This window comes from Collinsella aerofaciens (assembly GCF_028207065.1).
Classification (GTDB): domain Bacteria; phylum Actinomycetota; class Coriobacteriia; order Coriobacteriales; family Coriobacteriaceae; genus Collinsella; species Collinsella aerofaciens_AR.
On record NZ_JAQLFP010000018.1, the window covers coordinates 1 to 22,542 of the forward strand.

The window sequence follows — 22,542 nt, forward strand, 5'->3', positions numbered from 1 at the left end:
CCGCTCGGACATGTGCTCCGAGCGGGCCCCTGCTGTTAGCTTGTGGCGCTGAGTAGTTTAGGCCTCGTCGACAACCTTGAGGCCGCGCGTGTGGTCGATCTCGTTGAGGAGATTGACGCGACGCTCGTGGCGGCCGCCCTCAAACTCGGCGTCGAGCCACTCGTCGACGATCATCTTGGCGAGCTCGGAGCCCACGACGCGGGCGCCAAAGGCGAGCACGTTGGTGTTGTTGTGCATGCGGGAGAGCTTGGCGCTGAAGGGCTCGGAGCACACGACGGCGCGTACGCCCTCTACCTTGTTGGCAGCCAGGCTGATACCGACGCCGGTGCCGCAGATGAGGATGCCCAAGTCGACGTCGCCGTTGGCAACGGCCTTACCCACCTTGTAGCCGGCGATGGGGTAGTCAAAGCTCTCGGAGGTGTCGGTGCCAAAGTTCACGACCTCGCAGCCGCGCTCCTTCAGGTGCTCGGAGATGATGTTCTTGAGCTCGACGGCGGCGTGGTCGTTACCGATACCGATCTTCATAGATGGTTCCTCTCTGGTCTGTGCGGCGAGATTGCTAAAGGTTTTACCGCGTTCGTCTGCATGATAGCGCGACTTTTGCGTAAACGCTTGGGCGTTTTTTGGTCAAACGCTTTAGCATGCAACAAGACCGGCTTCTCATGAATAATGCCGCCAGTTTGCGCTTGAGCGCCGTCCGCCGGAACCATGGTTGCGGTTTTTGATGCATTGTTATCAAATAAAGGAGCTAACTTTTATTGAGAGCCAAGGCCGTTATGCAAGCAGGAGACTCCTATGCCTATCGATTCCCTTCGTGATGCCGCGTTTTGCGATGTTTTGAACCGCGAGCTTGTCTGTGCGCTCGGCTGCACCGAGCCTATTGCCGTTGCCTATGCAGCGGCGCTGGCGAGCCAGACGCTCGGTTGCGAACCCGATCATATGGATGTCGCCTGCTCGGGCAACATCATCAAGAACGTTAAGAGCGTGACCGTGCCCAACTCGGGCGGCATGCACGGTATTGAAGCGGCGGCCGTGCTGGGTGCTGTGGGCGGCGACGCCAAGAGTGCGCTCGAGGTGCTCGAGAGCGTTGACGATGAAGACCGTGCTCGCGTGGCCGAGCTGCTCGCCGATGCCGGTTACTGCGATGTGTCGCTTGTCGAGGGTGTGCCCAACCTCTACATCAAGGTGACTGCCACAGCCGGGTGCCATACCGCGGTCGTCGAGATTACCGACCACCACACCAATGTTACATGCCATACGCTCGACGGTATTCCGGTATGCGGCAAGTCAGCAGGGGAGTGTGCTGCCTGCGCCGAGCGCGTCGTGGCCGAGCGTACGGCAGATAGCGCCGACACGCCCATGTCGATTGAGTCCATTATCGACTTTATCGAGGGCGGCAATGTTGAAGGCGCCCGCGCTGCCGTTGAGCGTCAGATCGAGCTGAACGGTGCGATCAGCGCCGAGGGTCTTGCGCACGCTTGGGGTGCCGAGGTGGGCCGTACGCTGCTGGGCGCTCGTGCCGATGACGTCGCCTGCCGTGCCCGTGCTCGTGCGGCCGCCGGGTCCGACGCCCGCATGAACGGCTGCGCGCTGCCGGTCGCCATTGTGTGCGGCTCAGGCAATCAGGGCATTACCTGCGCATTGCCCGTTATGGAGTATGCCGAGTGCCTGCGCTGCGACCACGAGCGCCTGGTGCGCGCCGTGATGCTGTCCGATCTTATTGCCGTGCATATCAAGAGCTATATCGGTGCGCTCTCGGCGTTTTGTGGTGCTATTTGCGCCGCGTGCGGTGCCGGCGCTGCGATTACCTGGCTGTGTGGTGGCACGCACGAGCAGATCGGCGCGACGGTCTCGAACACGCTCGGCAACGTGGGCGGCATCGTGTGCGATGGCGCCAAGGCGAGCTGTGCCGCCAAGATTTCCGCGGCCGTTGATGCGGCGATTCTGGGTCACGATATGGCCATGCAGGGCCGCGGTTTCCGCGCCGGTGAGGGCCTGATCCAGGATACTGTCGAGCAGACGATCGCCAGCATGGGCTACGTGGGTCGTGTGGGTATGAAGGACACCGACGTCGAGATCCTCAACATCATGATCGGCAAAACCCAGGTCTGTTAGGACAGTTCGTCGGCTACATGGTGTTCGTAGAAGGCCTCGATTACGGCGTTAAATTCGCGGGCGAAGTCTTCCATGGTTCCGTGCCAGGTGGCGCGTCCCGGTTTTCCCTGGCCAACATAGGCGGTTTGAATGCCGCAGGCGGGGCTGGGGAAGTCGCGCTTGGGGTCGTTGCCCACCATAAGGACCTCGTGTGGCTCGAGCCCCATCACCTGAAGCTGCTCTAGATAGTAGGCGGCATCGGGCTTGCAGCGGGTGGCGTTACCCATGTGCGTGACGAGCTCAAAGGGGGCGTCGGCCAGGTCGCCCCAACCCATGCGGCACTCGATGACCCCTTGCGGAAAGCTGGGGTTGGTAAAGAGCGCGCAACGCAGTCCTGCGTCCTGTACGGCCTGGAGCGCGTCGTGTGCGCCCGGCATGGCATGGGCGTTGATGGCGTCGTCATTCTTGTATGGAAGCACTTCGCGGTCGTAGTAGGTAAAGGCCTCGTAGATGAGGGGGTCGGAGAGGCAAATGCCACACCTGCGCTCAACCTCGGTCTGGTAAAACTCAAGATTGGTGCGATTGTCCGTGCTGTTGCGGCGATTGGCGTTGAGGTCGACCAGGATGGTACCGAGGCGCGCCATCGTGCCACCGCGGCTGCGACGTCCGATATCCGCGAGCATCGACGAGACATCCTTAAAATAGCGAAGGATGAACGCGTTGAGGTTAATGCTAAGAAGCGTCTCGTCCATATCGAAAACGACTGCTTTGAGCACGCGGGCACCTTTCTCGAAAAATCGTTCCAGAATCGTATGTCTGGGATACTTTACCCCAAAGCAGTATGCCTAGCTGCTTATCGTCAACTTGTGGAGACGGTCGTTCACAAGATTGCGAAAAAGTCTCCATACGAGTAAAAAATCGCAGTTCACGCTTGAAATCGAAGTGATTTCCCCGTAATCTATACGAACGTGATTGCATAAGCGTCACATCAGTATCTGTCGGCTCCCGAGTGTTCCTAAACGTTGTGTGCTTGTCGCACCCTTCTGTAGGTCCTAGCAATCGGGGCCCCGTAGTTCGAAAGGGGTCCACCTTTGAGTGAGATTCAGAACTCGTCCATTTTCTCTCTTGACGATGTCAACGAGGAGGAGATGAACAACCTCATCGACGGTACGATTACCGACTTTGATGAGGGCGATCTCGTTAACGGCACTGTCGTTAAGATCGAGCATGACGAGGTGCTCGTTGACATCGGATTCAAGTCCGAGGGCGTTATCCCGGTCCGCGAGCTGTCCATCCGCAAGGACGCTAACCCTGCAGACATCGTTGCACTCGGTGATCCCATCGAGGCTCTGGTTCTCCAGAAGGAGGACAAGGACGGTCGTCTGGTCCTGTCTAAGAAGCGTGCCGAGTACGAGCGTGCTTGGAACCGCATCGAGGAGAAGTTCAACTCCGGCGAGAACGTCGAGGGTGAGGTTATCGAGGTTGTCAAGGGCGGCCTGATCCTCGACATCGGTCTGCGTGGCTTCCTGCCCGCTTCCCTCGTCGACCTCCGTCGCGTCAAGGACCTCACCTCTTACATGGGCACCCGCATCGAGGCCCGCGTCATCGAGATGGACCGCAACCGCAACAACGTCGTCCTCTCCCGTCGCGTCGTGCTCGAGGAGTCCCGTAAGGCCGAGCGCTCCGAGATCCTGTCCAAGCTCAAGTCTGGCATGCGTCTCCAGGGCACCGTTTCCTCCATCGTCGACTTCGGCGCCTTCGTCGACCTCGGCGGTATCGACGGCCTCATCCACATCTCCGAGCTCTCCTGGAACCACGTCAACCATCCTTCCGAGGTTGTCAAGGTCGGCCAGGAGGTCGAGGTCGAGGTTCTCGACGTCGATCTCAACCGCGAGCGCATCTCCCTGGGTCTCAAGCAGACCACCGAGGATCCGTGGCGCGCGCTGGTCAAGAAGTACCCCGTCGGCGCTATCGTCGAGGGCACTGTGACCAAGCTTGTCCCGTTCGGCGCTTTCGTCGACCTGGGCGAGGGCATCGAGGGCCTGGTGCACATCTCCGAGATGGCCAACAAGCACGTCGACCAGCCTTCTCAGGTCACCCACGTGGGCGACAAGGTTCAGGTCAAGGTCATGGAGATCGACCTCGACCGTCGTCGTATTTCCCTGTCCATGAAGTCCGCTGCTGAGACTCTGGGCGTCGAGATCGAGGTTACCCCGCTGCCTTCCGAGAAGAAGGACGAGGAGACCGACGCCGAGTAAATCGGTTTGACGATCACTTGTTTTAAGGGATCCGTCCGCAATGGACGGGTCCCTTTTTGCATTTGGCGCCGAGATGCGCAATGCTGCCGGGCTGTCCACAGGCTATTGGATTGTCGGTGCATGAAAAAAGCCGACATCCCGCCTCGGGGAGGAGGCGGGAACACACTGAGTAGACGGAGGGGTGCGGAGCGCGGTCGCGTCTCGACTGACGACGTTGCCCATCGACAGGACCATTGTAACGCATGGCGGTTCTTGGTTTATCGTGTCGAGCGTTTGCGTTGTGCCATTGCCTGCGGTAACGGTGTGTTACACTCTTGCACTGCTGAGTGGGCCAGACGGTCGCGCGATGTGCTGCTTGCAGTACGCGTGAGGAAAGTCCGGGCTCCAGAGGGCGGGATGCCGGCTAACGGCCGGGCGGAGTGATCCGACGGAAAGCGCCGCAGAAAAGAAGACTCCCACCTGCGCCGCAAGGCGTAAAGGGAAAAGCTGAAACGGTGGTGTAAGAGACCACCAGCGTCGTGGCAACACGGCGGCTTGGCAAGCCCCATCCGGAGCAAGCGCGAATAGGAACGCTATGGGCCGGCCCGGTCCGCGTTCGGGTAGCGTGCGTGGAGCTGCACGGTAACGTGCAGACAAGATAAATGACCGTTCACGACAGAACCCGGCTTATCGGCCCACTCGGCACTTTGTTGACGCTGCGAACCCGTCAGCGCGGCAATCTGCCTTTCAAACCTTCGGGCATGACCATAAGGTCAATGCCCTCGGCTTTCAAGGTACCTTGCTCGCGCTGACGGGTTCTCGCTTTCGTTGACGGAATCATCGGCGTTGCCATTCTTTTTACTAGGGTTATCGTATTATTGAGGCTGTTTGTTGCTGCGCTTTATTTTGTTGAGGGGCTTTGTTGGACAGCTATTTTACTCTGCAATCGAATATTGAGGTTTCGGGCGAGTTTGTGGACCGCAAGAGCCGGTTTATTGCCCAGCTGGTCCATATTGAGTCCGAGGACGAGGCGAATGCCTTTATCGAGATGGTTCGCAAGCGTCATTATGACGCTCGACACAATGTTCCCGCGTGGATTTTGGTCGATGGACGCGAGCGCCAGAGCGATGATGGTGAACCGAGCCGCACGAGTGGTATGCCGACGCTCGAGGTGCTGCGCGGTGCGGGGCTCAAAAATGTTTGCTGCGTAGTAACGCGCTATTTTGGTGGCACGCTGTTGGGGCCTGGTGGTTTGGTGCGCGCCTATACCGCGGCGACGCAGGCGGCGGTGGCCGCGGCTCAGGAGGCCGGGCAGATCGTCGAGATGACGAGCGTCGTGCCGGTTGATGTGCATGTGGCCTATCCACAGTATGAGCAGGTGCTTCGCTTGGCGCAGGATTCGGGTGCCAAGGTTTCGGATACCGATTACGCGGATGCTGTGACACTTCACTTGGTGTTTAAAGCGGGGGAGCAAGAGCCGTTTTGCGCTAAGATGCGCGAGCTTATGGCGGGGCGTGAGGAGATTGAGGTCGGCGCTCCCGAATTTGCCGAGTTCTAACGACGACGGCCGGCGTGCTTTTGGATGAATCCCAAGCGCGCCGGCCGTCGTTTTATGTTGTCGCCGTTTACTCGGCGAGCTGCTTTAGCACATCGCAGGCGATGTCGACGGCGTCGTCGATGCAGCCGGGGCAGCTGCGGAGCGGACCCTGGTCCGATCCGACGCCTTTGAGCGTGCCGCAGACGGTCGTGGTGTTCTTCTCGCCAAAGCGCTTGGCAATCTCGCGCGACAGCTTGTAGGTCTGGCCCTTGGTCTTGGGGTTCTCCATACCGTCGCTCATCACAAAGCCCATGATGGCCACGGCGCCCGAGATGGCGCCGCAGGTCTCGGTCATGCCGCCCATGCCGGCGCCAAAGCCCTCGGTGAGGGTAAAGGCGATCTGGGGGTCGAGCCCCACAGCGGGCGCGAGCGTGCAAGCGACAGCCTGGGCGCAGTTAAAGCCGCGGGCGTGGTACTCGGCAGCCTGAGCCTGGCAGGCGGCAGTGTTGAGCTGGGTGGTATCGATCTGCTTCATCGTTGTCTCCTTGTTCATGGTGTACCCGCCTATGGTACCCTTGCCGGCGCATTCGCTTATCGAGACCGCAGTGCATATCTCATTGTTTTTCGCCATCGAACACTTTCTTAAGATTTGGGACAAATAAACCTGATTAATTTGTCCCATAACCTATCGGCGGGATGGGTTGAGAGGGGTGCGGGGTAGCGGTATCGTGAACCGAATAAAATCAAAACCCAAGTAAGGGAGTTGGATATGAGCGAGCAGACCATCGGTACCACGTGTGTTCAGGGCGGTTATCGCCCGGGCGATGCAGAGCCGCGTCAGGTGCCTATCTACCAGTCAACCACGTGGAAGTACGACACGTCCGAGCACATGGGCAAGCTGTTTGACCTGGAGGAGTCGGGCTACTTCTACAGCCGTCTGCAGAATCCCACGTGTGATCTGGTTGCCGCCAAGATCTGCGAGATGGAGGGCGGCACTGCTGCGATGCTCACGAGCTCGGGCATGGCTGCGAACTTCCTCGCGATCTTTAACGTGGCCGGTGCCGGCGATCACGTGGTCGCGAGCTCTGCCATCTACGGCGGTACCTACAACCTGCTTGCCCATACCATGGGCCGCATGGGCGTTACCTGCACGTTCGTTGCTCCCGACTGCACCGATGAGGAGCTGGAAGCAGCCTTCCGGCCCAACACCAAGCTCGTCTTTGGCGAGACCATCGCCAACCCCGCCCTCGCCGTGCTCGACATTGAGCGCTTTGCCAAGGCCGCGCACGACCATGGCGTGCCGCTGATGGTCGACAACACCTTCCCGACGCCCGTGATGTGCCGTCCCTTTGAGTGGGGCGCCGACATCGTCACGCACTCTACCACCAAGTACATGGATGGGCATGCGGCCTACCTGGGCGGCGTGATCGTCGACCATGGTCAGTTTGACTGGATGGCCCATGCGGACAAGTTCCCGGGTCTCACCACGCCCGACGAGAGCTACCACGGCGTGACCTATGCCGAGAAGTTTGGTCGCGAGGGCGCCTTCATTACCAAGGCCACCGCGCAGCTCATGCGCGACCTCGGCCCCATGCAGAACCCGCAGGCGGCGTTTTTCTTGAACAGCTCGCTCGAGAGCCTGCATGTGCGCATGCCGCGTCATTGCGAGAACGGCCTGGCCGTTGCCAAGTTCCTGCAGAGCCATCCCAAGGTACGCTTTGTGAGCTATCCGGGCCTGGAGGGCGACAAATACTATGACCTGGCTCAGAAGTACATGCCCAACGGTACTTGTGGCGTCGTGAGCTTTGGCTTTAACGGTGGTCGCGCGGCGGCCGAGACCTTTATGAAGAGCCTCAAGCTCGCCCAGATCGCCACGCATGTGGCCGACGCCCGCACTTGCTGCCTGCATCCCGCTAACGCCACGCATCGCCAGATGAACGATGAGGAGCTCATCGCCTGTGGCATCTCCGCCGACATGGTGCGCCTGTCGTGCGGCCTCGAGGACACGGCCGACCTGATTGCCGACCTTGAGCAGGCTCTCGAGCAGTGCTAGGCTAGCGTTCGCATAAGTCGCCGATGCCGACAGAGGGCTTCGGCGACCTTTACGTTCCGATTCCGTAGGCGGGACCCCAATCGCGGCTGTTTGCAGGCGATTGGGGCCCCGTTTTTGTGTTGCGCCACTCGAAAGGATGGATATGGAGAAAACCGCAGAGCAGCTTCGCCGCGAGCACATTGCCCTAGAGGGCGACACCCATGGCAAGAACAAATGGGCGATTCTGTTTACCGTGCTCATCATGACGTTTATGGCGTGTCTGGATTCGACCGTCGTGACCGTGGCACTGCCCGTGATGCAAAAGGAGCTGGGCGTGGGCCTCGACCGCATCCAGCTGGTGAGCTCGGTGTATCTGCTTGCGACATGCGTGGCTATGCTGCCGTTTGGCCGTCTGGGCGACGTGCGCGGCAAGGTGGGCGTATTCCAACTGGGCGTCATCGTCTTTACGGTCGGCTCGCTGCTGTGCGGCCTTTCGGCCTCGCTCGAGGTTCTTATCCTGGCACGTATTGTTCAGGGAGTCGGTTGCGCGGCGGCCATGGCTAACAACATGGGTATCATCACCGAGTCGTTTCCGGCGCGCGAGCGCGGTCGTGCCATGGGTCTCCTCGCGACTTTCGTGGCCCTCGGCATGATGTGTGGTCCCGTGCTCGGCGGCATGCTGGTGGCAAGCTTTCCCTGGGATAGCATCTTCCTCATCAACCTGCCCATTGGCGTCATCTCGTTTATCGTGGGGCTTTACACACTGCCGCATGTTAAGCCGGAGGCCGGTGAGCGCCCCATGTCGCTGGCGGAGGCCGCGCGTCGCTGCTTTGCGAGTTCGGCTTTTACGATTAACTTGGCATGCATGCTTATTGTGTTTATCGGCATCGGTGCATCTGAGTTTGTGCTGCCGTTCTATTTCCAGGATGCCCATGGCTTTAGCTCCGATATTTCCGGACTGCTCTTTTTGGCGCTGCCGATGGTGAATGCCTTTATCGGGCCGCTTTCGGGTACGGTTTCGGACCGTGTTGGCTGCGAGGGTCCCACGGCGGTCGGCCTGGGTGTGTACGTGTGCGGTCTCTTTGCGGTAAGTACGCTCGACGAGCACTCTTCCATCCCCGTGATCGTGTGCTGCGTCGCGTTTATGTCGTGCGGCACGTCGATTTTCCAGAGCCCCAATAACTCCCTGTACATGGGCTCGGCTCCGCGCGAAGCGCTCGGTTTTGCTGGCAGCTTGGGCAGTTTGGCGCGCTACGCCGGCATGGCACTCGGTATTACGGTGGCGTCAAATATCCTGTATGGGCAGATGAGCGTGGCGATGGGCGAGGCCGTGACCAGTTTCGTTGCAGGCCGTCCGGATGTGTTCTTATTCGGCTTTCGCTCGGTGTTCTACGTGCTCATGGCTGTGGCCGCTGTGGGCTTTGCGCTCGCCATGGTGCGTTTGGTGAAGATGCGCGCCCGCCATTAGCGTGTTGGGAGGCTGTCTGCCACGATTCGCGCCGTCCCAAAAAGACTGGTTTGTGGTGCGATGTGGCTTGTGAGACGGGCGGGGGTCGGTCCGTGGTAGACTATCGAACAACGTTTATTAATCGCGCGGTATCGTTGCCGCGAGAAGGGGTTGCGCCATGCAGGAGCTTGAGGATCGTATTCGCCATGACGGCATCGTAAAGGCCGGTAACGTCCTTAAGGTTGATGCCTTCCTCAACCACCAGTGCGACGTTGAGCTGTTCGATCACATGGGCGCTGAGTGGGCCCGTCTGTTCGAGGGCGTCGAGATCAACAAGATTCTGACGATCGAGGCTTCGGGCATTGGCATGGCCTGCATTGCAGCTCAGCATTTTGGCGGCGTGCCGGTGGTCTTTGCCAAGAAGGCCCAGTCCATTAACCTCGACGGCGAGCAGTATGCCACGACCATCTACTCCTTTACCAAGCAGAAGGAGTACCCGGTCATCGTGGGCAAGCGCTTCCTGTCCGAGGGCGATAAGGTCCTAATCATCGATGACTTCCTGGCCAACGGCTGCGCACTTGAGGGTCTTATCAAGATCTGTGAGGCCGCGGGTGCCGAGGTTGCTGGCATTGGCATTGCGGTGGAGAAGGGCTTCCAGGGCGGTGGCGATAAGCTCCGCGAGCGCGGCTTCCGCGTTGAGAGCCTGGCTCGCATTGCCGATATGGACTGCGAGAACGGCGAGATCACCTTCGCCTAAGCGCGCAACACAAGCGATTGGTATGCGATGTGACAAAGGGACTTTCCCTTTGTCACATTTTTTGTATGAGGGGAGGTGTTGATATGGATGAGAACAAGATGGGGTGGCGCGAGTATGCGCGCTATGCCGAGGTGTCGGCCGAGGAGCTGGCGCGCGATTGCGAGGTACAGGTGTTTCGCGCGACGGGTCCGGGCGGACAGGGCGTGAACACGACGGATTCAGCGGTGCGCATGAAGCATATCCCCTCGGGGATTACCGTGACGGCACGCGAGAGCCGCAGCCAGTTCCAAAATCGCTCGAGCTGCCTGCGTAAGCTGCGCGCCGAGCTTGAGCGTCGTGGGCGTCCGCCGCGCCGACGCGTAAAGACCAAGGTGCCTCAGCGCTCCCGCCAACGCAGGCTTAATGACAAGCACTTCAAAGCCATTAAAAAGGCCAACCGTCGCAAGCCGGGTAGCGACGAGTAGTCGATTGCTCCACTGGCCTTGCTAGCGGGCGGGGTGCCAAACTTGGAGGGCGCTGCCGAGGACGTCAACCTCGATGCGCGAGGCGACAATGGGCTCGCCGTCGGCCTGGATGGGGTAATCGGGCTGCTCGAAGGTGAGCTCGGCATGGCGGCAGCGGCGCATACGAACCGGCGGCAACTTGGTGTGGTGGCCGTCCTTGGCCGAAAGAAACATAGGCAGGGCAACGGCGCGGGGGACGGGGCCGCAGGCGTAGCAGACATCGAGTATGCCGTCGCAGGGGTCGGCATCGGGGCAGATGCGATAGCCCGAGCCATAGGTGGGGCCCAGCTGAATCGCCATGATAATCGCCCGCACGCGCTCGGCGGGCGCGCCGTCAAAGCTGACTGTCATGGGATAGTTGCGATAGCGTAGGCCAAACTGCTCAAGTCCCGAGAGGGTGTAGAGCGGCGCGCCTGTCAAGCCGGTCTTTTTGCGCAGCTCGGTGGTGCCAAGGCCGATGGCGGCATCGATGCCGACCGAAAGCGTCTGGTCATAATACTCGACCGTCGCCTCGCCGCTACCGCTTGCGGGGTTCCATGAGCGAATGCGCCCGATGTCCTGACGTTGCAGCTCGCAGGTGAGCAGCGCGCCAAAATCCTTGCCGGAGAAATCGTCGATACCGAGCGTTTGGGCAAAATCGTTGCCGGAGCCCACGGGCAGGACGGCAAGGGCGGGGCGGGCGTCCTGCTTTTGCTTCATAAGCCCATTGACGACCTCGTGGATCACGCCGTCGCCGCCAAGAGCGATAACGGTGCGGTAGCCCTGGGCCTGTGCGGCAAGTTCCTTGGCATGCCCCATGCGCTCGGTCAGTACCAAGTCAAACTGGGATGAGCGCGCGGTCATGTCTAAAAAGCGCTGCAGGCGCTCAGCGACCTCGCGCGCCGCACCCGACTGGGCGGCTGGGTTGGCGATGATGAGCGTGCGACCAAAATCAGTTGCGTGCATGGGGCGACTCCCGGCGTATAACGTGACGGTGCGGTCGCGCTCGGGTCGAATTGTCCCCGATTGTGGCTGCACGGCGAATACTAACGTCTACTCTATCAGGTCGTTGTGGCGCTCGATAGCATCCGCTACCGTACCGCCCTCATCCACAATAAGCGAACGGCGCTTGGGTGAGATGATGCGCTGGGCGGGGTACACGCCGCGGTGTCCGCCGGTTAGGTAGCTGATAAAGGCCACGATGACAAAGAACCCGGCGGCCGTGCCGTGGAACAGGTCGATGGCCATCATGCAGGTGGTGATGGGCACGTTGAGGCCGGCGCAGAACACGCCGAGCATGCCGAGAGCCGCCAGAAAACTGGGGTCGAGCCCGGTAAGGCAACCGATCCAGCCACCGAGTGCCGCACCGATGCCAAACAGGGGCGTGACCTCGCCGCCTTGGAAGCCCGCGCCCAGGGTAAGCGCTGTGACGACCAACTTGATGACTGCGTCCGCCAGGGTGGTGTTGCCTGCAAATCCGGCGCCGGAAAGCCACGTGGAAAGGCCGGCGTAGTCCCAGGCGTCGAGGAGGGCATAGGCGGCCAAAACCACGAGTGCGCCTATAAGTGCGCGAATGAGGTAATTGGTGATAAAGCGACCGTACAGGTTCTTGACTGTTCGAACCGACCAGGCAAAGAGGCGTGCCGTCAGGCCGAAGATAATTGCGCTGATAACAACGATAACGACCGTTTTGGGCGTCATGTTGGGAACGTTGGCAATGACATTCGCTTCGTACTCGGTACCCAGGGCGAGTGATGTAAAGTAGCCGGTAAACGAGGCGACCAGGCAGTAGATGCCCGCGGTGTAGTCGATCTTGCCGATAAAGCACATCTCCATGCCAAAGAAAGCTCCGGCAAGGGGCGAACCGAATACGGCGCCAAAGGCCGACGAGATGCCGGCGAGCATGAGGTCGTGGTGGTCATGCTTTTTGAGGTGGGCAAGGTTCGAGATGTTGCTGGCGATGGTGCCGCCAATCTGCACCGCGGCTCCCTCGCGACCGGCCGATCCGCCCGTTAGGTGCGTGAGCGTGGAACAGACGAAGGTGAGGACGGCCATGCGCATATGGATGAGACGTGTGCCCAGAGCGGAGTCGATGACCAGGTTGTTGCCACGCTTGGCGGCGAGGCCGTGGTTTTTGTACACCCATGCGGTGGCAACGCCCACAACGGGGAGCAGCGCGTAAATCCACTCATGGTGCTCGCGATAGTCGGTCGCGATATTCAGCGAGGCCAAAAACGCCCAAGCGGCAACGCCCATGGCGAGCGAGACGATAACTACGAGCACGAGCAGCTTGGCGCTTGCGAGTAGGTTGCGGGCGTTGCGGCGCGTGTCGGCAGCCAAGAGATGCTCGGAGCGGGTGAGCTGTTGCCTGCCTGCCATGATGACGTCGTTAAGGGAGAAAAGGCCGCCGTCGTCGAGCGGCTGGGAATGATCCTGCGCCTCGTTTGCGCTTTCGGGTTTGTCGGTAAAAGCCATACGTTCCTCTTTTTGGGTTGCAACACGAGCATTATAAAACGCGGTAAACGCGACGAGCCGGTGGGTTGGTTTACATTCTGTTTCGTGGCTTGCAACCGACAGGTGTATTTGCGGGTACAGGCCGAGTCGCGGTCGTGCGTCGGGGGATTATACTGAGACAAGCATAAAGAATCGGCGCTCCTGTTGTGCGCCGTGGCATTAAGAGGTGCATATGGCTGAGAAGCTCATTCCGTTGGAGGACGCACAGGCGATCGTCTTGTCGCACGTGAATCGCACCGAAGTTGTCGAGATTCCCGTGTGGCAGGCCGCCGGTCTTCCCTTGGCAGAGGACGCGGTGGCCGATATCGACATTTCGCCGTTTGCCAACAGCGCTATGGACGGATATGCCGTGCGCTCGGCGGACTTGGCGCAGGCATCTGGCGAGGCGCCGGTGACGCTCGACGTTATCGGACACGAGGCCGCGGGCCATGTCTTTGAGGGCGTGGTCGGCGTGGGCGAGACGGTCCGCATCATGACGGGCGCGCCGGTACCCGAAGGTGCCGATGCCGTGGTGAAATACGAGATCGTCGAGGTGCTTGACGGCGACGGCAACGAGGGCTCGCACGTGAGCTTCTCGGCGCCTGCCAGGGTAGGGGAGAACGTTCGCTCTGCCGCCGAGGAGGCCCATGTCGGCGATGTTGTGATGCACGCCGGCGAGGTTGTGGCCCCGGCCGGCGCTGGCCTGCTGGCGAGCGCCGGGTATGCGAGCGTGAAGGTGCATGCCGCGCCGCGTGTGGGCATTATCTCGCTGGGCACGGAGCTGGTCGCGCCGGGTGAGCTGCCGGCGCGCGGGCAGATTCGCGACTCCAACTCGTCGGCGTTGATGGCCGAAGCGCTCGATGCCGGCGCCGAGCCGGTGTTCTATGGCATTGCGCCCGATGATGAGCAGGCGATTGCCGAGCTGGTGCATCGCGCCGTGCAGGAGTGCGATTTTGTCATTACGAGCGGCGGCGCCTCTGCGGGCGATTACGACTACGTGACGGCGCTCGTCCGGCGCGAGGGCGAGGTGCTCTTCGACCGCATCTCGATGCGTCCTGGCAAAGCCATCACGTTTGGCCTGCTTGGGGGCAAGCCGTATTTGGGGCTTTCGGGCAATCCCGCGGCGGCGTATGTGGGCTTTGAGATGCTCGCCCGCCCCGCGATCCGCAAGATGCGCGGCTTTGCCGAGGGTACGCGTCCCGTGCAGCAGGCGATATTGACGCACGGCGTGAAAAAGCGACAGCATCGCCGCTTCTTCGATCGCGCCACGGTTTTGCGCGACCCCGAGACCGGTGAGCTGTTGGTGACCGAGGCCAAGACGCAGAATTCGGCGCTGCTCGGCACGATGCAGCGGGCCAACTGTCTGCTGCGTATTGACGAAGGGCCGTGCGACCTCAAGGCGGGCGATGTCGTGGATGTCGTGCGAGTCGACCTGCCTGAGGGCACGGTGCTATAGGAGGAATGTTATGGAGTTAAAGATTTCGATCGTGACGTGCTCGGACACGCGCGATCTTGCCCAGGACGAGGCTGGAGCCGCACTCGAGGAACTTATCGAGGCGCAGGGCTGGATGGTCGCCTCGCATGTGGTCGTGCGCGACGACGTCAGCGAGATCGGTGATGCCATTGTGGAAGCCGCCGATGAGTGCCACGCCAATGTCGTGCTCACCTGCGGCGGCACGGGACTTTCGATGCGCGATGTGACGCCCGAGGCGACGCGTGCCGTCTGCGACCGCGATGTGCCGGGTATTGCAGAGGCGATCCGTGCGTACTCCATGACCAAGACGCACCGCGCTATGCTCTCGCGCGCTATTTGCATGCAACGAGGTCATACACTTGTCGTAAACTTTCCCGGTTCTACGAAGGCCGCCCGCGAAAGCTGGGAGGCCGTGAGCGATCAGCTGGAGCATGCAGCCCAAATGACAGCGGGCGGCGGACATACCAACTAAGCGGTTTACCTGCGGCGGGGCGACCTGAACGGCTGCTCCGCCTATTATTTGTGCCCAAGGGGACGGCATTCTGTAGGCATGCCTGAAACTATATTCTCAGACAAGAATAATTTCTCAGAATCATTATTCGCACCGAAGTATAATCTAATTACAGAATAAAGCCTGCGGCGAGGTGCCCGGGTGTATCGTTCGAAAGGGTTGAACATGTTCGATATGGTTTCTCGCCGCGGATTCGTCTCGCTCTCTGCTGTCGCCGCTGCCGGCCTTGGCCTTGCCGGCTGCTCCGGCAACAAGACGTCTGAGCCGACTGGCTCCGATGCCGGTTCTGCTAAGGCATCTTCCAAGAAAGCTGTCGAGCTGCAGGTCTTCGCTGCCAACTCTCTCGAGAAGGCCCTGCCCGAGGTCCAGGAGCTCTACACCGATCAGACCGGCACCACCTTTGCCGACACGCAGTTTAAGGCCTCCGGCGACCTCGTCGAGCAGATGCGTGCCGGCGCCACGGCCGATGTGCTCATCACGGCCTCCAAGGGCACCATGGACGACGCCGAAGCCGCCGAGCTCGTCGACGTCGACACCCGTGAGGATATGTTCGTCAACGACCTCGTGATCATTCGCGCCGAGGGCTCCGACACCAAAGTCGAGGCCATCGCCGACGTCGCGAATCTGGACGGCAAGATCGCCATTGGCGACGCCAAGGCCGTTCCCGCCGGCAAGTACGCCAACCAGGCCCTGGCCTCCGTGGGCCTCTATACCGGCGCCGAGGGCGAAGACGGCGAGTACGCTCCCGAGATCGCCGACAAGGTCGCACTGGCAGACAAAGTTGGTACCGCCGCCGCCTATGTGTCCACAGGCGACTGCGTGGCCGGTTTTGTCTACAGCTCTGACATCTTCCGCTACGACGGCATCGAGGAAGCCTTCGTGTGCCCCGAGGATTCGCACAAGCCCATCGTGTACCCGGGTGCCGTTGCCGAGAGCTCCGAGCACGCCGACGAGGCCAAGGCGTTCATCGACTTTTGCCTGTCCAGCAAGAAGGCTCAGAAGATTTGGGCTAAGTACAGCTTTGAGCTTTCCGCGTAGTGCGGCTTGGCGCGATAATTCCATCGTTTTGTGTTTCACTCCGTCCTTGTATTCGCTTGGAGCTTTTCGTGCTTAATAGATTCCGCATGCTTGTCGCCTGTGCTTTGACCCTCGCGCTTTGCTGGGTGCCGGGATTTGCGTTTGCTGGGGACGCTGAGGACGGGGCCCAGGTTGCTGCGACCGCTCATGGGCTTTCCTATGGGATCGAGGGTTTTGAGCGGCTGTCCAAGGGGACCGCTCGTGCCATGGAGGGCCAGCCTGAGGGCTACCGGTTTCCCGTTGACGAGGACGTGGACCTTGTAGTGGCGCCCGCTGCCGATCGCGTTGTGGTGTGGATATCGCCCAAGGCAGTCGAGAAGTATGGATTGGATCCGCAGGACAACGAGTGCGTATCGGGTCTCAAGGCCCTTGTCTGTGAGCTCGACAGCGCAAACTGCATGGGAGGTGCGCAGCTAGGGGACGTGGATCTTCCTTGGTATGTCACGGCGGAAACAACGTTTGATGCCGGCGGGTATACCTATGGCTTTGATGTGCGTGGTGCGGATGGGGACCGCTATGTGGTGATTGCGTCAGCCTCGGGTGATGCCAAGGGCGGCGCGCGTTGGCTTGATAGCGCTCAAATGGTAGAGGCGTCGTCTGTCGCGTTGCGGGATGAGCAGGGGCCCTTGACCTCTCTGGCTTCCTTTTTGGGCGACATCGACTATCGCCCGTTTTGGGTGTCCGTTAAAACGAGCGGCCTTGCCCTGCTGATCTCCTTTGCGCTGGGCCTGTTCGCCGCGTGGAAGACTATGGGTACCTCGAGTCGCATCAAGGGCCTGCTCGATTCGGTCTTTACGATTCCTATGGTGCTGCCGCCCACGGTTTGTGGCTTTCTGCTCCTCATGCTGTTTGGCCGCTCGACCGGGGTGGGCCAGTGGCTCATCGCGCATGGCATCTCGATTGTCTTTACGTGGCCGGCGGCGGTGATCTCTGCCGTGGTGGTGTCGTTCCCGCTCGTCTATCGTACGGCACTCGGAGCCTTCGAGAGCCTCGACACGCAGATGCTCGACGCCGCGCGAACCTTGGGATGGTCCGAGTGTCGCATCTTTACCAAGCTCATGATGCCGCTCGGCTGGCCCTCGATTGCCGCCGGCACGGTGCTCGCCTTTGCCCGCGCGATGGGCGAGTTTGGCTGCACCCTGTTCTTTGCGGGCAACTACGCCGGTATTACGCAGACCATTCCCATCGCCATCTACTTTGAGTGGATGGGCGGCAACACGTCGGTGGCCCTCTTTTGGGTCGTCGTCGTGATCGTGTTTAGTTTCCTGGTCATTTTGTTCATCAATATGTACACGGCGCATTCGCAAAAGTACCGCGAGCGCGGCCTGTCCCGCGCGGAGCGCAAGCAGGCCAAGCGGCTGGGCAGCCAGACCGATTCGCTCGACCCGGTCGGCGGCGATGCCTTGCGCATCGATCGCGAGGCGCTGGCCGAGCTTATGCGCGACGACGCAGCACCGCAGGGAGGTCGATAAGCTATGTCGCTCGTTTTGGATATCAAAAAACGCTATCCCGGGTTTATGCTCGACATGCAGCTTGAGGCCGGCGAGGAGCGTGTGGCGCTGCTGGGCGCCTCGGGCTGTGGCAAGAGCTGCACGCTGCGCTGCATTGCCGGTGTGGAGACGCCCGACGAGGGAAAGATCGTCGTCAACGGCGTGACCTTCTTTGACTCTGCGGCGGGCATCAACCTTTCGCCCCAGGAGCGAAAAAGCGCCCTGATGTTTCAAAACTATCAGCTGTTCCCTAATATGACGGTGGCCGATAACGTGTGCGCCGGCGTTGAGGGTGCAGGTGACGCCGCAGCGCGCAGACAACTTGCCGAGCGCTACCTGGGCATCTTTGGACTGGCCAACTTTGCCGACCGTTATCCCGCGCGCCTCTCGGGCGGCCAGCAGCAGCGTGTGGCGCTTGCTCGCATGGTGGCGGCACACCCGGGCATTTTTATGTTCGACGAGCCCATGAGCGCGCTCGACGCGTATCTCAAGAGCGCGCTTGAGCAGAACATGCTCGACCTGTTCGATGTGTGCAACCGTACCGTGCTCTACGTGAGCCACGACATCGACGAAGCATGCCGTCTGTGCGAGCGCATCTGCGTGATGCACAACGGGCATGTTGAGGAGGTCGGCTCCGTCGAGGACGTGGTTCGACGCCCGCAAACGTTGGCCGCGCTGCGCTTGACGGGCTGCAAGAACACAAGCCGTGCGCGCAAGATCGGCGACGAAGAAGTTGAGGCCCTCGACTGGGGCATGACCTTCAACGTGGGCCGTGAGGTTCCCGATAACGTGGCGTACCTGGGTATTCGTGCGAGCTACTTCCATGTGGACAACCGTGCCGAGCGGGGTCGCAACAGCTATGACCTGCACGTGGCCCGCGTGAGCGATTCGCGTTTTGAGCGCCTGGTGCTGCTGGACGCGCCGCGTGCCGATGCGCCGACGCGCCTGCAGTGGAAGGTCAACAAAGTGGGCATGCCTGTCGACGAGCTGCCGCAAGCAGGCGAGACGCTGCGCATGCATTTTGATGCCAGCAAGATCCATTTGGTTTGTCGATAGCGCCGGGTAACGCCGTCGGGGGATATAAGCCTCGGCGGCTTTGTTTTCGCCGTTCGCCGAATGAGGTATGACAAACTATTATTAATCAAGATAATAATTTATTAGACAACGGCACACGACGCTGTCGTACGAATGTCAACGGTGTTCGCATGGTCGATGACCGTTGATATAGTTGACCTCAACTGGTTAAGGAGGGTGCGCACATGCCGCAGACGACATACATTTGCCGCGTTGCCGCGCGCGCCCTGTATATGGCTCGGAGTCGCATATGAGCAGGTATGTTCACGGCTCCGGGAGAGACGACGCACAACTAAATAATCGACCGCAAAGCAGGTTCCCTAAAATTCCGGGTTTGAGCACGGCCGGGCAATCGCCGTCCGTCGTGCATCGATACCGCTGTTATCCGTTTTTGGTTCGAGAGGGGAACCGTTATGGCTGAAGAATTCGATTTCCATCCGATGTGGGAGAGCCTCGGCATGAATCTTGCCGACCACGATATGCTGCTGGGCGCCGTGGGCCAGATGTACGGGGACATGTTCCTGTCGCAGAACAACCGCCCCAAGTCCACGTCCTACTTGGACTTTGTGGCCACCAACATCCATAGCGGCCGCATTAAGGAGATGCTCGACAAGAAGGAGGCTGGCGAGGCCACCAAAATCGTGGGCTCGTTCTGCGTGTACGTGCCCGAGGAGATCGTGCTTGCCTGTGACGGCATTCCCGTTGGTCTGTGCTCGGGTGCCGATTGGGCAACGGACAAGGTCGAGGAGCACTTGCCGCGCAACACTTGTCCGCTTATCAAGAGCTTTGCCGGCTTTAAGCTGGGTGAGGTCTGCCCCTGCATCGAGTCGAGTGACTTGGTGGTAGGCGAGAACACCTGCGATGGCAAGAAGAAGGCCTACGAGTTTTTTGCCACGCAAAAGAACATGTACGTCATGGATATTCCCAACGTGCACGACGAGTCGACGCTCGTGACCTGGAAGGCCGAGGTTAAAAAGCTCGCCGCCAAGATTGAGGAAGAGTGCGGCGTCACGATTACGCCTGAGCGTCTGAAGGCCGCCATCCGCGCCGTCAATGAGAAGCGTCGCGCCCTGCAGCGCCTCGCTGCCACGCGCGCTGCCGACCCAGCGCCCATTAGCGGTCTCGACAGCCTGCTGACCGTTCAGGCCGCCTTTACGGACGACACGCCGCGTCTGACCGGAGCCATCAACGATATGGCGGCCGAGTGTGAGCAGCGTGTCGAGGCCGGAGAGGGCGTGGCGCCCAAGGGAACCAAGCGCATCCTGTACACCGGCACGCCCATGGCCGTGCCCAACTGGAAGCTGTTCAACCTCATCGAGAAGGCCGGCGGCGTTGTGGTGGGCGAGGAGTCCTGCACGGGTTCGCGCTATTACAAGGACTTGGTCGATGAGTCCGGTGAGACGGTTGACGAGATGCTCGATGCTATCGCCGAGCGCTACTTTAAGATCAACTGTGCCGTCTTTACGCCCAACGACCAGCGTATGAAGGACATTGTCCAGATGGCCAAGAACCTGCATGCCGACGGCATTGTCGACGTGGCCCTGCAGTTCTGCACGCTCTACGAGATGGAGTCGTTTGCCGTGGAGAAGGCCGCCGAGGAGGCCGGCATTCCGTTTATGCACATCACGACCGACTACGCCGGCGAGGATGCAGGCCAACTGCAAACCAGGATTGAGGCTTTCTTGGAAACCATTTAGGACTATTCGTCCTGGCGGCTTCCCCAGGCACCCGATCTTGCCGTTCAAACCGTCGCTTGCATACCCAAAGTACGCGGCGCTCCTCTTTCACGGCAACCTCGGGCACCTGGGAAAGCCGTTTCCTTGGTTGGTTAAAAGGTTTAGGAGTTATATGTCGGAAAATAATGAACAGCCGTTGCCGCGCACGTTTGAGGAGTTCAACGAGCAACGCAAAGCGGCGTTTATTCGCGTCAAGGATTATAAGCAGGCGGGTAATCGCCTGGTCGGCTTTTTGTGCAGCTATACGCCGCTCGAGATTATCGATGCCGCGGGGGCTGCGAGCGTGGCTCTGTGCGGTACGTCCGATGAGGTGATTCCCGAGGCCGAGAAGGTGCTGCCGGCAAACCTGTGCCCGCTCATCAAGTCGACCTACGGTTTTGCCTACTCGCAAAAGTGCCCGTTTACGTACTTTAGCGACATGATCATCGGCGAGACCACCTGCGACGGCAAGAAGAAGATGTACGAGCTACTCAACGAGCTCAAGCGCACGCACATTCTGCATCTTCCGCAGGGTCGCGATCGTGCCTACGAGCGTGAAGGCTGGTACGAGGAGTGCCGCCTGCTCAAGGAGGAGCTCGAGGGCTTCTACGGCATCACGATTACCGACGATGACCTGCGCGCTGCCGTCCGTCGTCGCAACCGCTTGCGTGCGGCCCAGCTCGAGATGTTTGCGCTGCAGGCTAACCAGCCGGCGGCCATGAGCGGCGTCGACCTGATGAGCACCATGTTTGCCGGTACGTTCAGCTTTGATTTCGAGGCCTATACGCAGCAGCTGGAGCAAAAGGTCGCCAAGCTGCGCGAGGCCTACGACGCGGGCGAGCGCCCGGTCGCGGCGGATGCCAAGCGCATTCTGATCACCGGCTGCCCGGTGGGCGGCGTGATTAACAAGATCGGTCGCACCATCGAGTCCAACGGCGGTGTGGTCGTGTGCATGGACGACTGCTCGGGCGAGCGCACGGCGGCCATGATGATCGACCCGGAGGCTCCCGACATCCTGCGCGGCATCGCCGACCGCTACCTGGATATCAACTGCTCGGTCATGACGCCCAATGACGGTCGTATGGAAAACACGCTGGCCATGTGCGAGAAGTATCACGTCGATGGCGTAGTGGAGAGCGTGCTGCAGGCCTGCCACACCTTTAACGTTGAGAGTGCGCGAATGCAGGAGGTTGTCGAGGGTGCGGGTATTCCGTATATGAAGATCGAGACCGACTACAGCAACGGTGACATGGGCCAGATCGAGACCCGCATCGCCGCCTTCATCGAAACCCTGTAGGACAAATGCGGCAAAGGGATAGCTGCATTGCCGCATAGAAGGAGGATGCCGTGGTTGGCATTGGTATCGACATAGGCTCGACGGCCGCGAAGGCTGCGGTGTTGGAGACGGACAGCGCCATTGCGTGGACCTGCGTCATGCCGACGGGGTATTCGTCGGTCGATGCGGCCGAGCGCCTACGCGGTGAGCTCGCCGTAGCCGGCTATGACGTGACGGGCGACGATGTTCGCGTGGTCGCGACTGGCTACGGCCGTGTCGCCGTGCCCTATGCGCACAAGGTCGTGACCGAGATCACCTGCCACGGCACCGGTGCCGTGCGCCTGTTTGGCGATCACGGCACGGTGATTGACGTGGGCGGCCAGGATACCAAGGTCATCCAACTCAAGGGCGGCCGCGTGGCCAAGTTTGCCATGAACGACAAGTGCGCCGCCGGCACGGGGCGCTTTTTGGAGATCATGGCCGACCGCCTGGGCATTACCCAGCAGCAGATGGCAGACCTCGCCCGCACCGGCGAGCCTACCAAGATTTCCAGCATGTGCACGGTGTTTGCCGAAAGCGAGGTTATCAGCCTGATCGGTCGCGGTGAGCCGCGCGAGAACATTGCGCGTGGCGTGATCGACAGCGTGGTCTCGCGCGTGGCGACCATGGCCGGGCAGGCCGCGGGCGCCCCGTACTACCTGACCGGTGGCCTGTGCGAGAACGCCTTCGTGGTGGAGCGGTTGGGCGAGCTACTGGGGTCGCCGGTGACCACCTCGCCCCAGGCTCGCTTTGCCGGAGCGATCGGCGCGGCTGTCCGCGCCGCCGCCTTGGCCTAGGGGTGTACCG

20 protein-coding genes and 1 other RNA gene are annotated in these 22,542 nt (G+C 60.6%); 16 read left to right on the forward strand and 5 right to left on the reverse strand.

Features of this window, described 5'->3' with window-relative positions; all coding sequences use genetic code 11:
* Nucleotides 1-57 precede the first annotated feature (57 nt).
* Complete coding sequence (gene rpiB / locus PMX72_RS06290; protein WP_006234151.1) at nt 58-525, reverse strand: ribose 5-phosphate isomerase B; 468 nt, start codon at nt 523-525, stop codon at nt 58-60.
* 270 nt (nt 526-795) lie between these two features.
* Between rpiB and PMX72_RS06295 the strand changes: the two genes are divergently transcribed.
* The gene (locus PMX72_RS06295; RefSeq protein WP_271729696.1) at nt 796-2,115 is read left to right on the forward strand and encodes an L-cysteine desulfidase family protein; all 1,320 of its coding nucleotides are present in this window, start codon (nt 796-798) and stop codon (nt 2,113-2,115) included.
* Here the strand turns inward: PMX72_RS06295 and PMX72_RS06300 are convergent.
* Nucleotides 2,112-2,870 (reverse strand): HAD family hydrolase, encoded by a 759-nt coding sequence (locus PMX72_RS06300; protein WP_271729695.1) that lies wholly within the window; start codon nt 2,868-2,870, stop codon nt 2,112-2,114. The genes PMX72_RS06295 and PMX72_RS06300 overlap by 4 nt on opposite strands.
* A 315-nt stretch (nt 2,871-3,185) precedes the next feature.
* Here PMX72_RS06300 and rpsA point away from each other — a divergent pair, with 315 nt between their 5' ends.
* From rpsA to PMX72_RS06315, 3 genes are all read left to right on the forward strand, one after another.
* Entirely contained in the window at nt 3,186-4,352 is a 1,167-nt protein-coding gene (gene rpsA / locus PMX72_RS06305) for a 30S ribosomal protein S1 (RefSeq protein ID WP_022095232.1), read from the forward strand.
* Between the two features lie 323 nt (nt 4,353-4,675).
* Nucleotides 4,676-5,037: RNase P RNA component class A (gene rnpB, locus PMX72_RS06310), an RNA gene on the forward strand.
* Nucleotides 5,038-5,250: 213 nt separating this feature from the next.
* The gene (locus tag PMX72_RS06315) at nt 5,251-5,889 is read left to right on the forward strand and encodes a YigZ family protein (protein ID WP_271729694.1); all 639 of its coding nucleotides are present in this window, start codon (nt 5,251-5,253) and stop codon (nt 5,887-5,889) included.
* A 67-nt stretch (nt 5,890-5,956) separates the two neighbouring features.
* On the opposite strand, the gene PMX72_RS06320 is transcribed toward PMX72_RS06315, so the two are convergent.
* Entirely contained in the window at nt 5,957-6,403 is a 447-nt protein-coding gene (locus tag PMX72_RS06320; RefSeq protein WP_089571609.1) for a C-GCAxxG-C-C family protein, read from the reverse strand.
* A gap of 234 nt (nt 6,404-6,637) precedes the next feature.
* Between PMX72_RS06320 and PMX72_RS06325 the strand changes: the two genes are divergently transcribed.
* The 4 genes from PMX72_RS06325 to PMX72_RS06340 all read left to right on the forward strand — a co-directional run bounded on the left by PMX72_RS06325 (nt 6,638) and on the right by PMX72_RS06340 (nt 10,568).
* Nucleotides 6,638-7,921: an O-acetylhomoserine aminocarboxypropyltransferase/cysteine synthase family protein gene (locus PMX72_RS06325; RefSeq protein ID WP_128620018.1), complete on the forward strand. Its 1,284-nt coding sequence runs from the start codon at nt 6,638-6,640 to the stop codon at nt 7,919-7,921.
* A 142-nt stretch (nt 7,922-8,063) separates the two neighbouring features.
* The gene (locus PMX72_RS06330; protein ID WP_271729693.1) at nt 8,064-9,368 is read left to right on the forward strand and encodes an MFS transporter; all 1,305 of its coding nucleotides are present in this window, start codon (nt 8,064-8,066) and stop codon (nt 9,366-9,368) included.
* Nucleotides 9,369-9,525: 157 nt separating this feature from the next.
* A complete protein-coding gene (locus tag PMX72_RS06335; protein ID WP_089571612.1) occupies nt 9,526-10,104 on the forward strand; it encodes a xanthine phosphoribosyltransferase in 579 nt (192 codons plus the stop codon).
* Nucleotides 10,105-10,187: 83 nt separating this feature from the next.
* Entirely contained in the window at nt 10,188-10,568 is a 381-nt protein-coding gene (locus PMX72_RS06340; RefSeq protein WP_416378027.1) for a peptide chain release factor family protein, read from the forward strand.
* A 21-nt stretch (nt 10,569-10,589) separates the two neighbouring features.
* Here the strand turns inward: PMX72_RS06340 and PMX72_RS06345 are convergent, their stop codons facing one another.
* Together PMX72_RS06345 and PMX72_RS06350 are read right to left on the reverse strand one after the other, a co-directional pair.
* Nucleotides 10,590-11,552 (reverse strand): diacylglycerol/lipid kinase family protein, encoded by a 963-nt coding sequence (locus tag PMX72_RS06345; protein ID WP_271729692.1) that lies wholly within the window; start codon nt 11,550-11,552, stop codon nt 10,590-10,592.
* An 87-nt stretch (nt 11,553-11,639) separates the two neighbouring features.
* On the reverse strand, nt 11,640-13,061 hold the full coding sequence (locus PMX72_RS06350) for a chloride channel protein (protein WP_271729690.1): 1,422 nt from the start codon (nt 13,059-13,061) through the stop codon (nt 11,640-11,642).
* Between the two features lie 211 nt (nt 13,062-13,272).
* Between PMX72_RS06350 and PMX72_RS06355 the strand changes: the two genes are divergently transcribed.
* The 8 genes from PMX72_RS06355 (at nt 13,273) to PMX72_RS06390 (ending at nt 22,532) form a co-directional block, all read left to right on the forward strand.
* Complete coding sequence (locus tag PMX72_RS06355; protein WP_271729689.1) at nt 13,273-14,535, forward strand: molybdopterin molybdotransferase MoeA; 1,263 nt, start codon at nt 13,273-13,275, stop codon at nt 14,533-14,535.
* Nucleotides 14,536-14,545: 10 nt separating this feature from the next.
* Nucleotides 14,546-15,025, forward strand: a complete 480-nt coding sequence (locus PMX72_RS06360) for a MogA/MoaB family molybdenum cofactor biosynthesis protein (RefSeq protein ID WP_271729688.1) — start codon at nt 14,546-14,548, stop codon at nt 15,023-15,025.
* A gap of 204 nt (nt 15,026-15,229) precedes the next feature.
* Nucleotides 15,230-16,102, forward strand: coding sequence for a molybdate ABC transporter substrate-binding protein (gene modA / locus PMX72_RS06365; RefSeq protein WP_271729687.1), 873 nt, complete (start codon nt 15,230-15,232; stop codon nt 16,100-16,102).
* Nucleotides 16,103-16,170: 68 nt separating this feature from the next.
* Nucleotides 16,171-17,613: a molybdate ABC transporter permease subunit gene (gene modB, locus PMX72_RS06370; protein WP_271729686.1), complete on the forward strand. Its 1,443-nt coding sequence runs from the start codon at nt 16,171-16,173 to the stop codon at nt 17,611-17,613.
* A 3-nt stretch (nt 17,614-17,616) separates the two neighbouring features.
* Nucleotides 17,617-18,687 carry a sulfate/molybdate ABC transporter ATP-binding protein gene (locus tag PMX72_RS06375; protein WP_271729685.1) on the forward strand — a complete coding sequence of 357 codons (1,071 nt, stop codon included), beginning with the start codon at nt 17,617-17,619 and terminating at the stop codon, nt 18,685-18,687.
* 431 nt (nt 18,688-19,118) lie between these two features.
* A complete protein-coding gene (locus PMX72_RS06380; protein ID WP_271729684.1) occupies nt 19,119-20,402 on the forward strand; it encodes a double-cubane-cluster-containing anaerobic reductase in 1,284 nt (427 codons plus the stop codon).
* A gap of 151 nt (nt 20,403-20,553) precedes the next feature.
* Entirely contained in the window at nt 20,554-21,717 is a 1,164-nt protein-coding gene (locus PMX72_RS06385) for a double-cubane-cluster-containing anaerobic reductase (RefSeq protein ID WP_271729683.1), read from the forward strand.
* Nucleotides 21,718-21,767: 50 nt separating this feature from the next.
* Nucleotides 21,768-22,532, forward strand: a complete 765-nt coding sequence (locus PMX72_RS06390) for an acyl-CoA dehydratase activase (protein WP_271729682.1) — start codon at nt 21,768-21,770, stop codon at nt 22,530-22,532.
* Nucleotides 22,533-22,542: the final 10 nt, after the last annotated feature.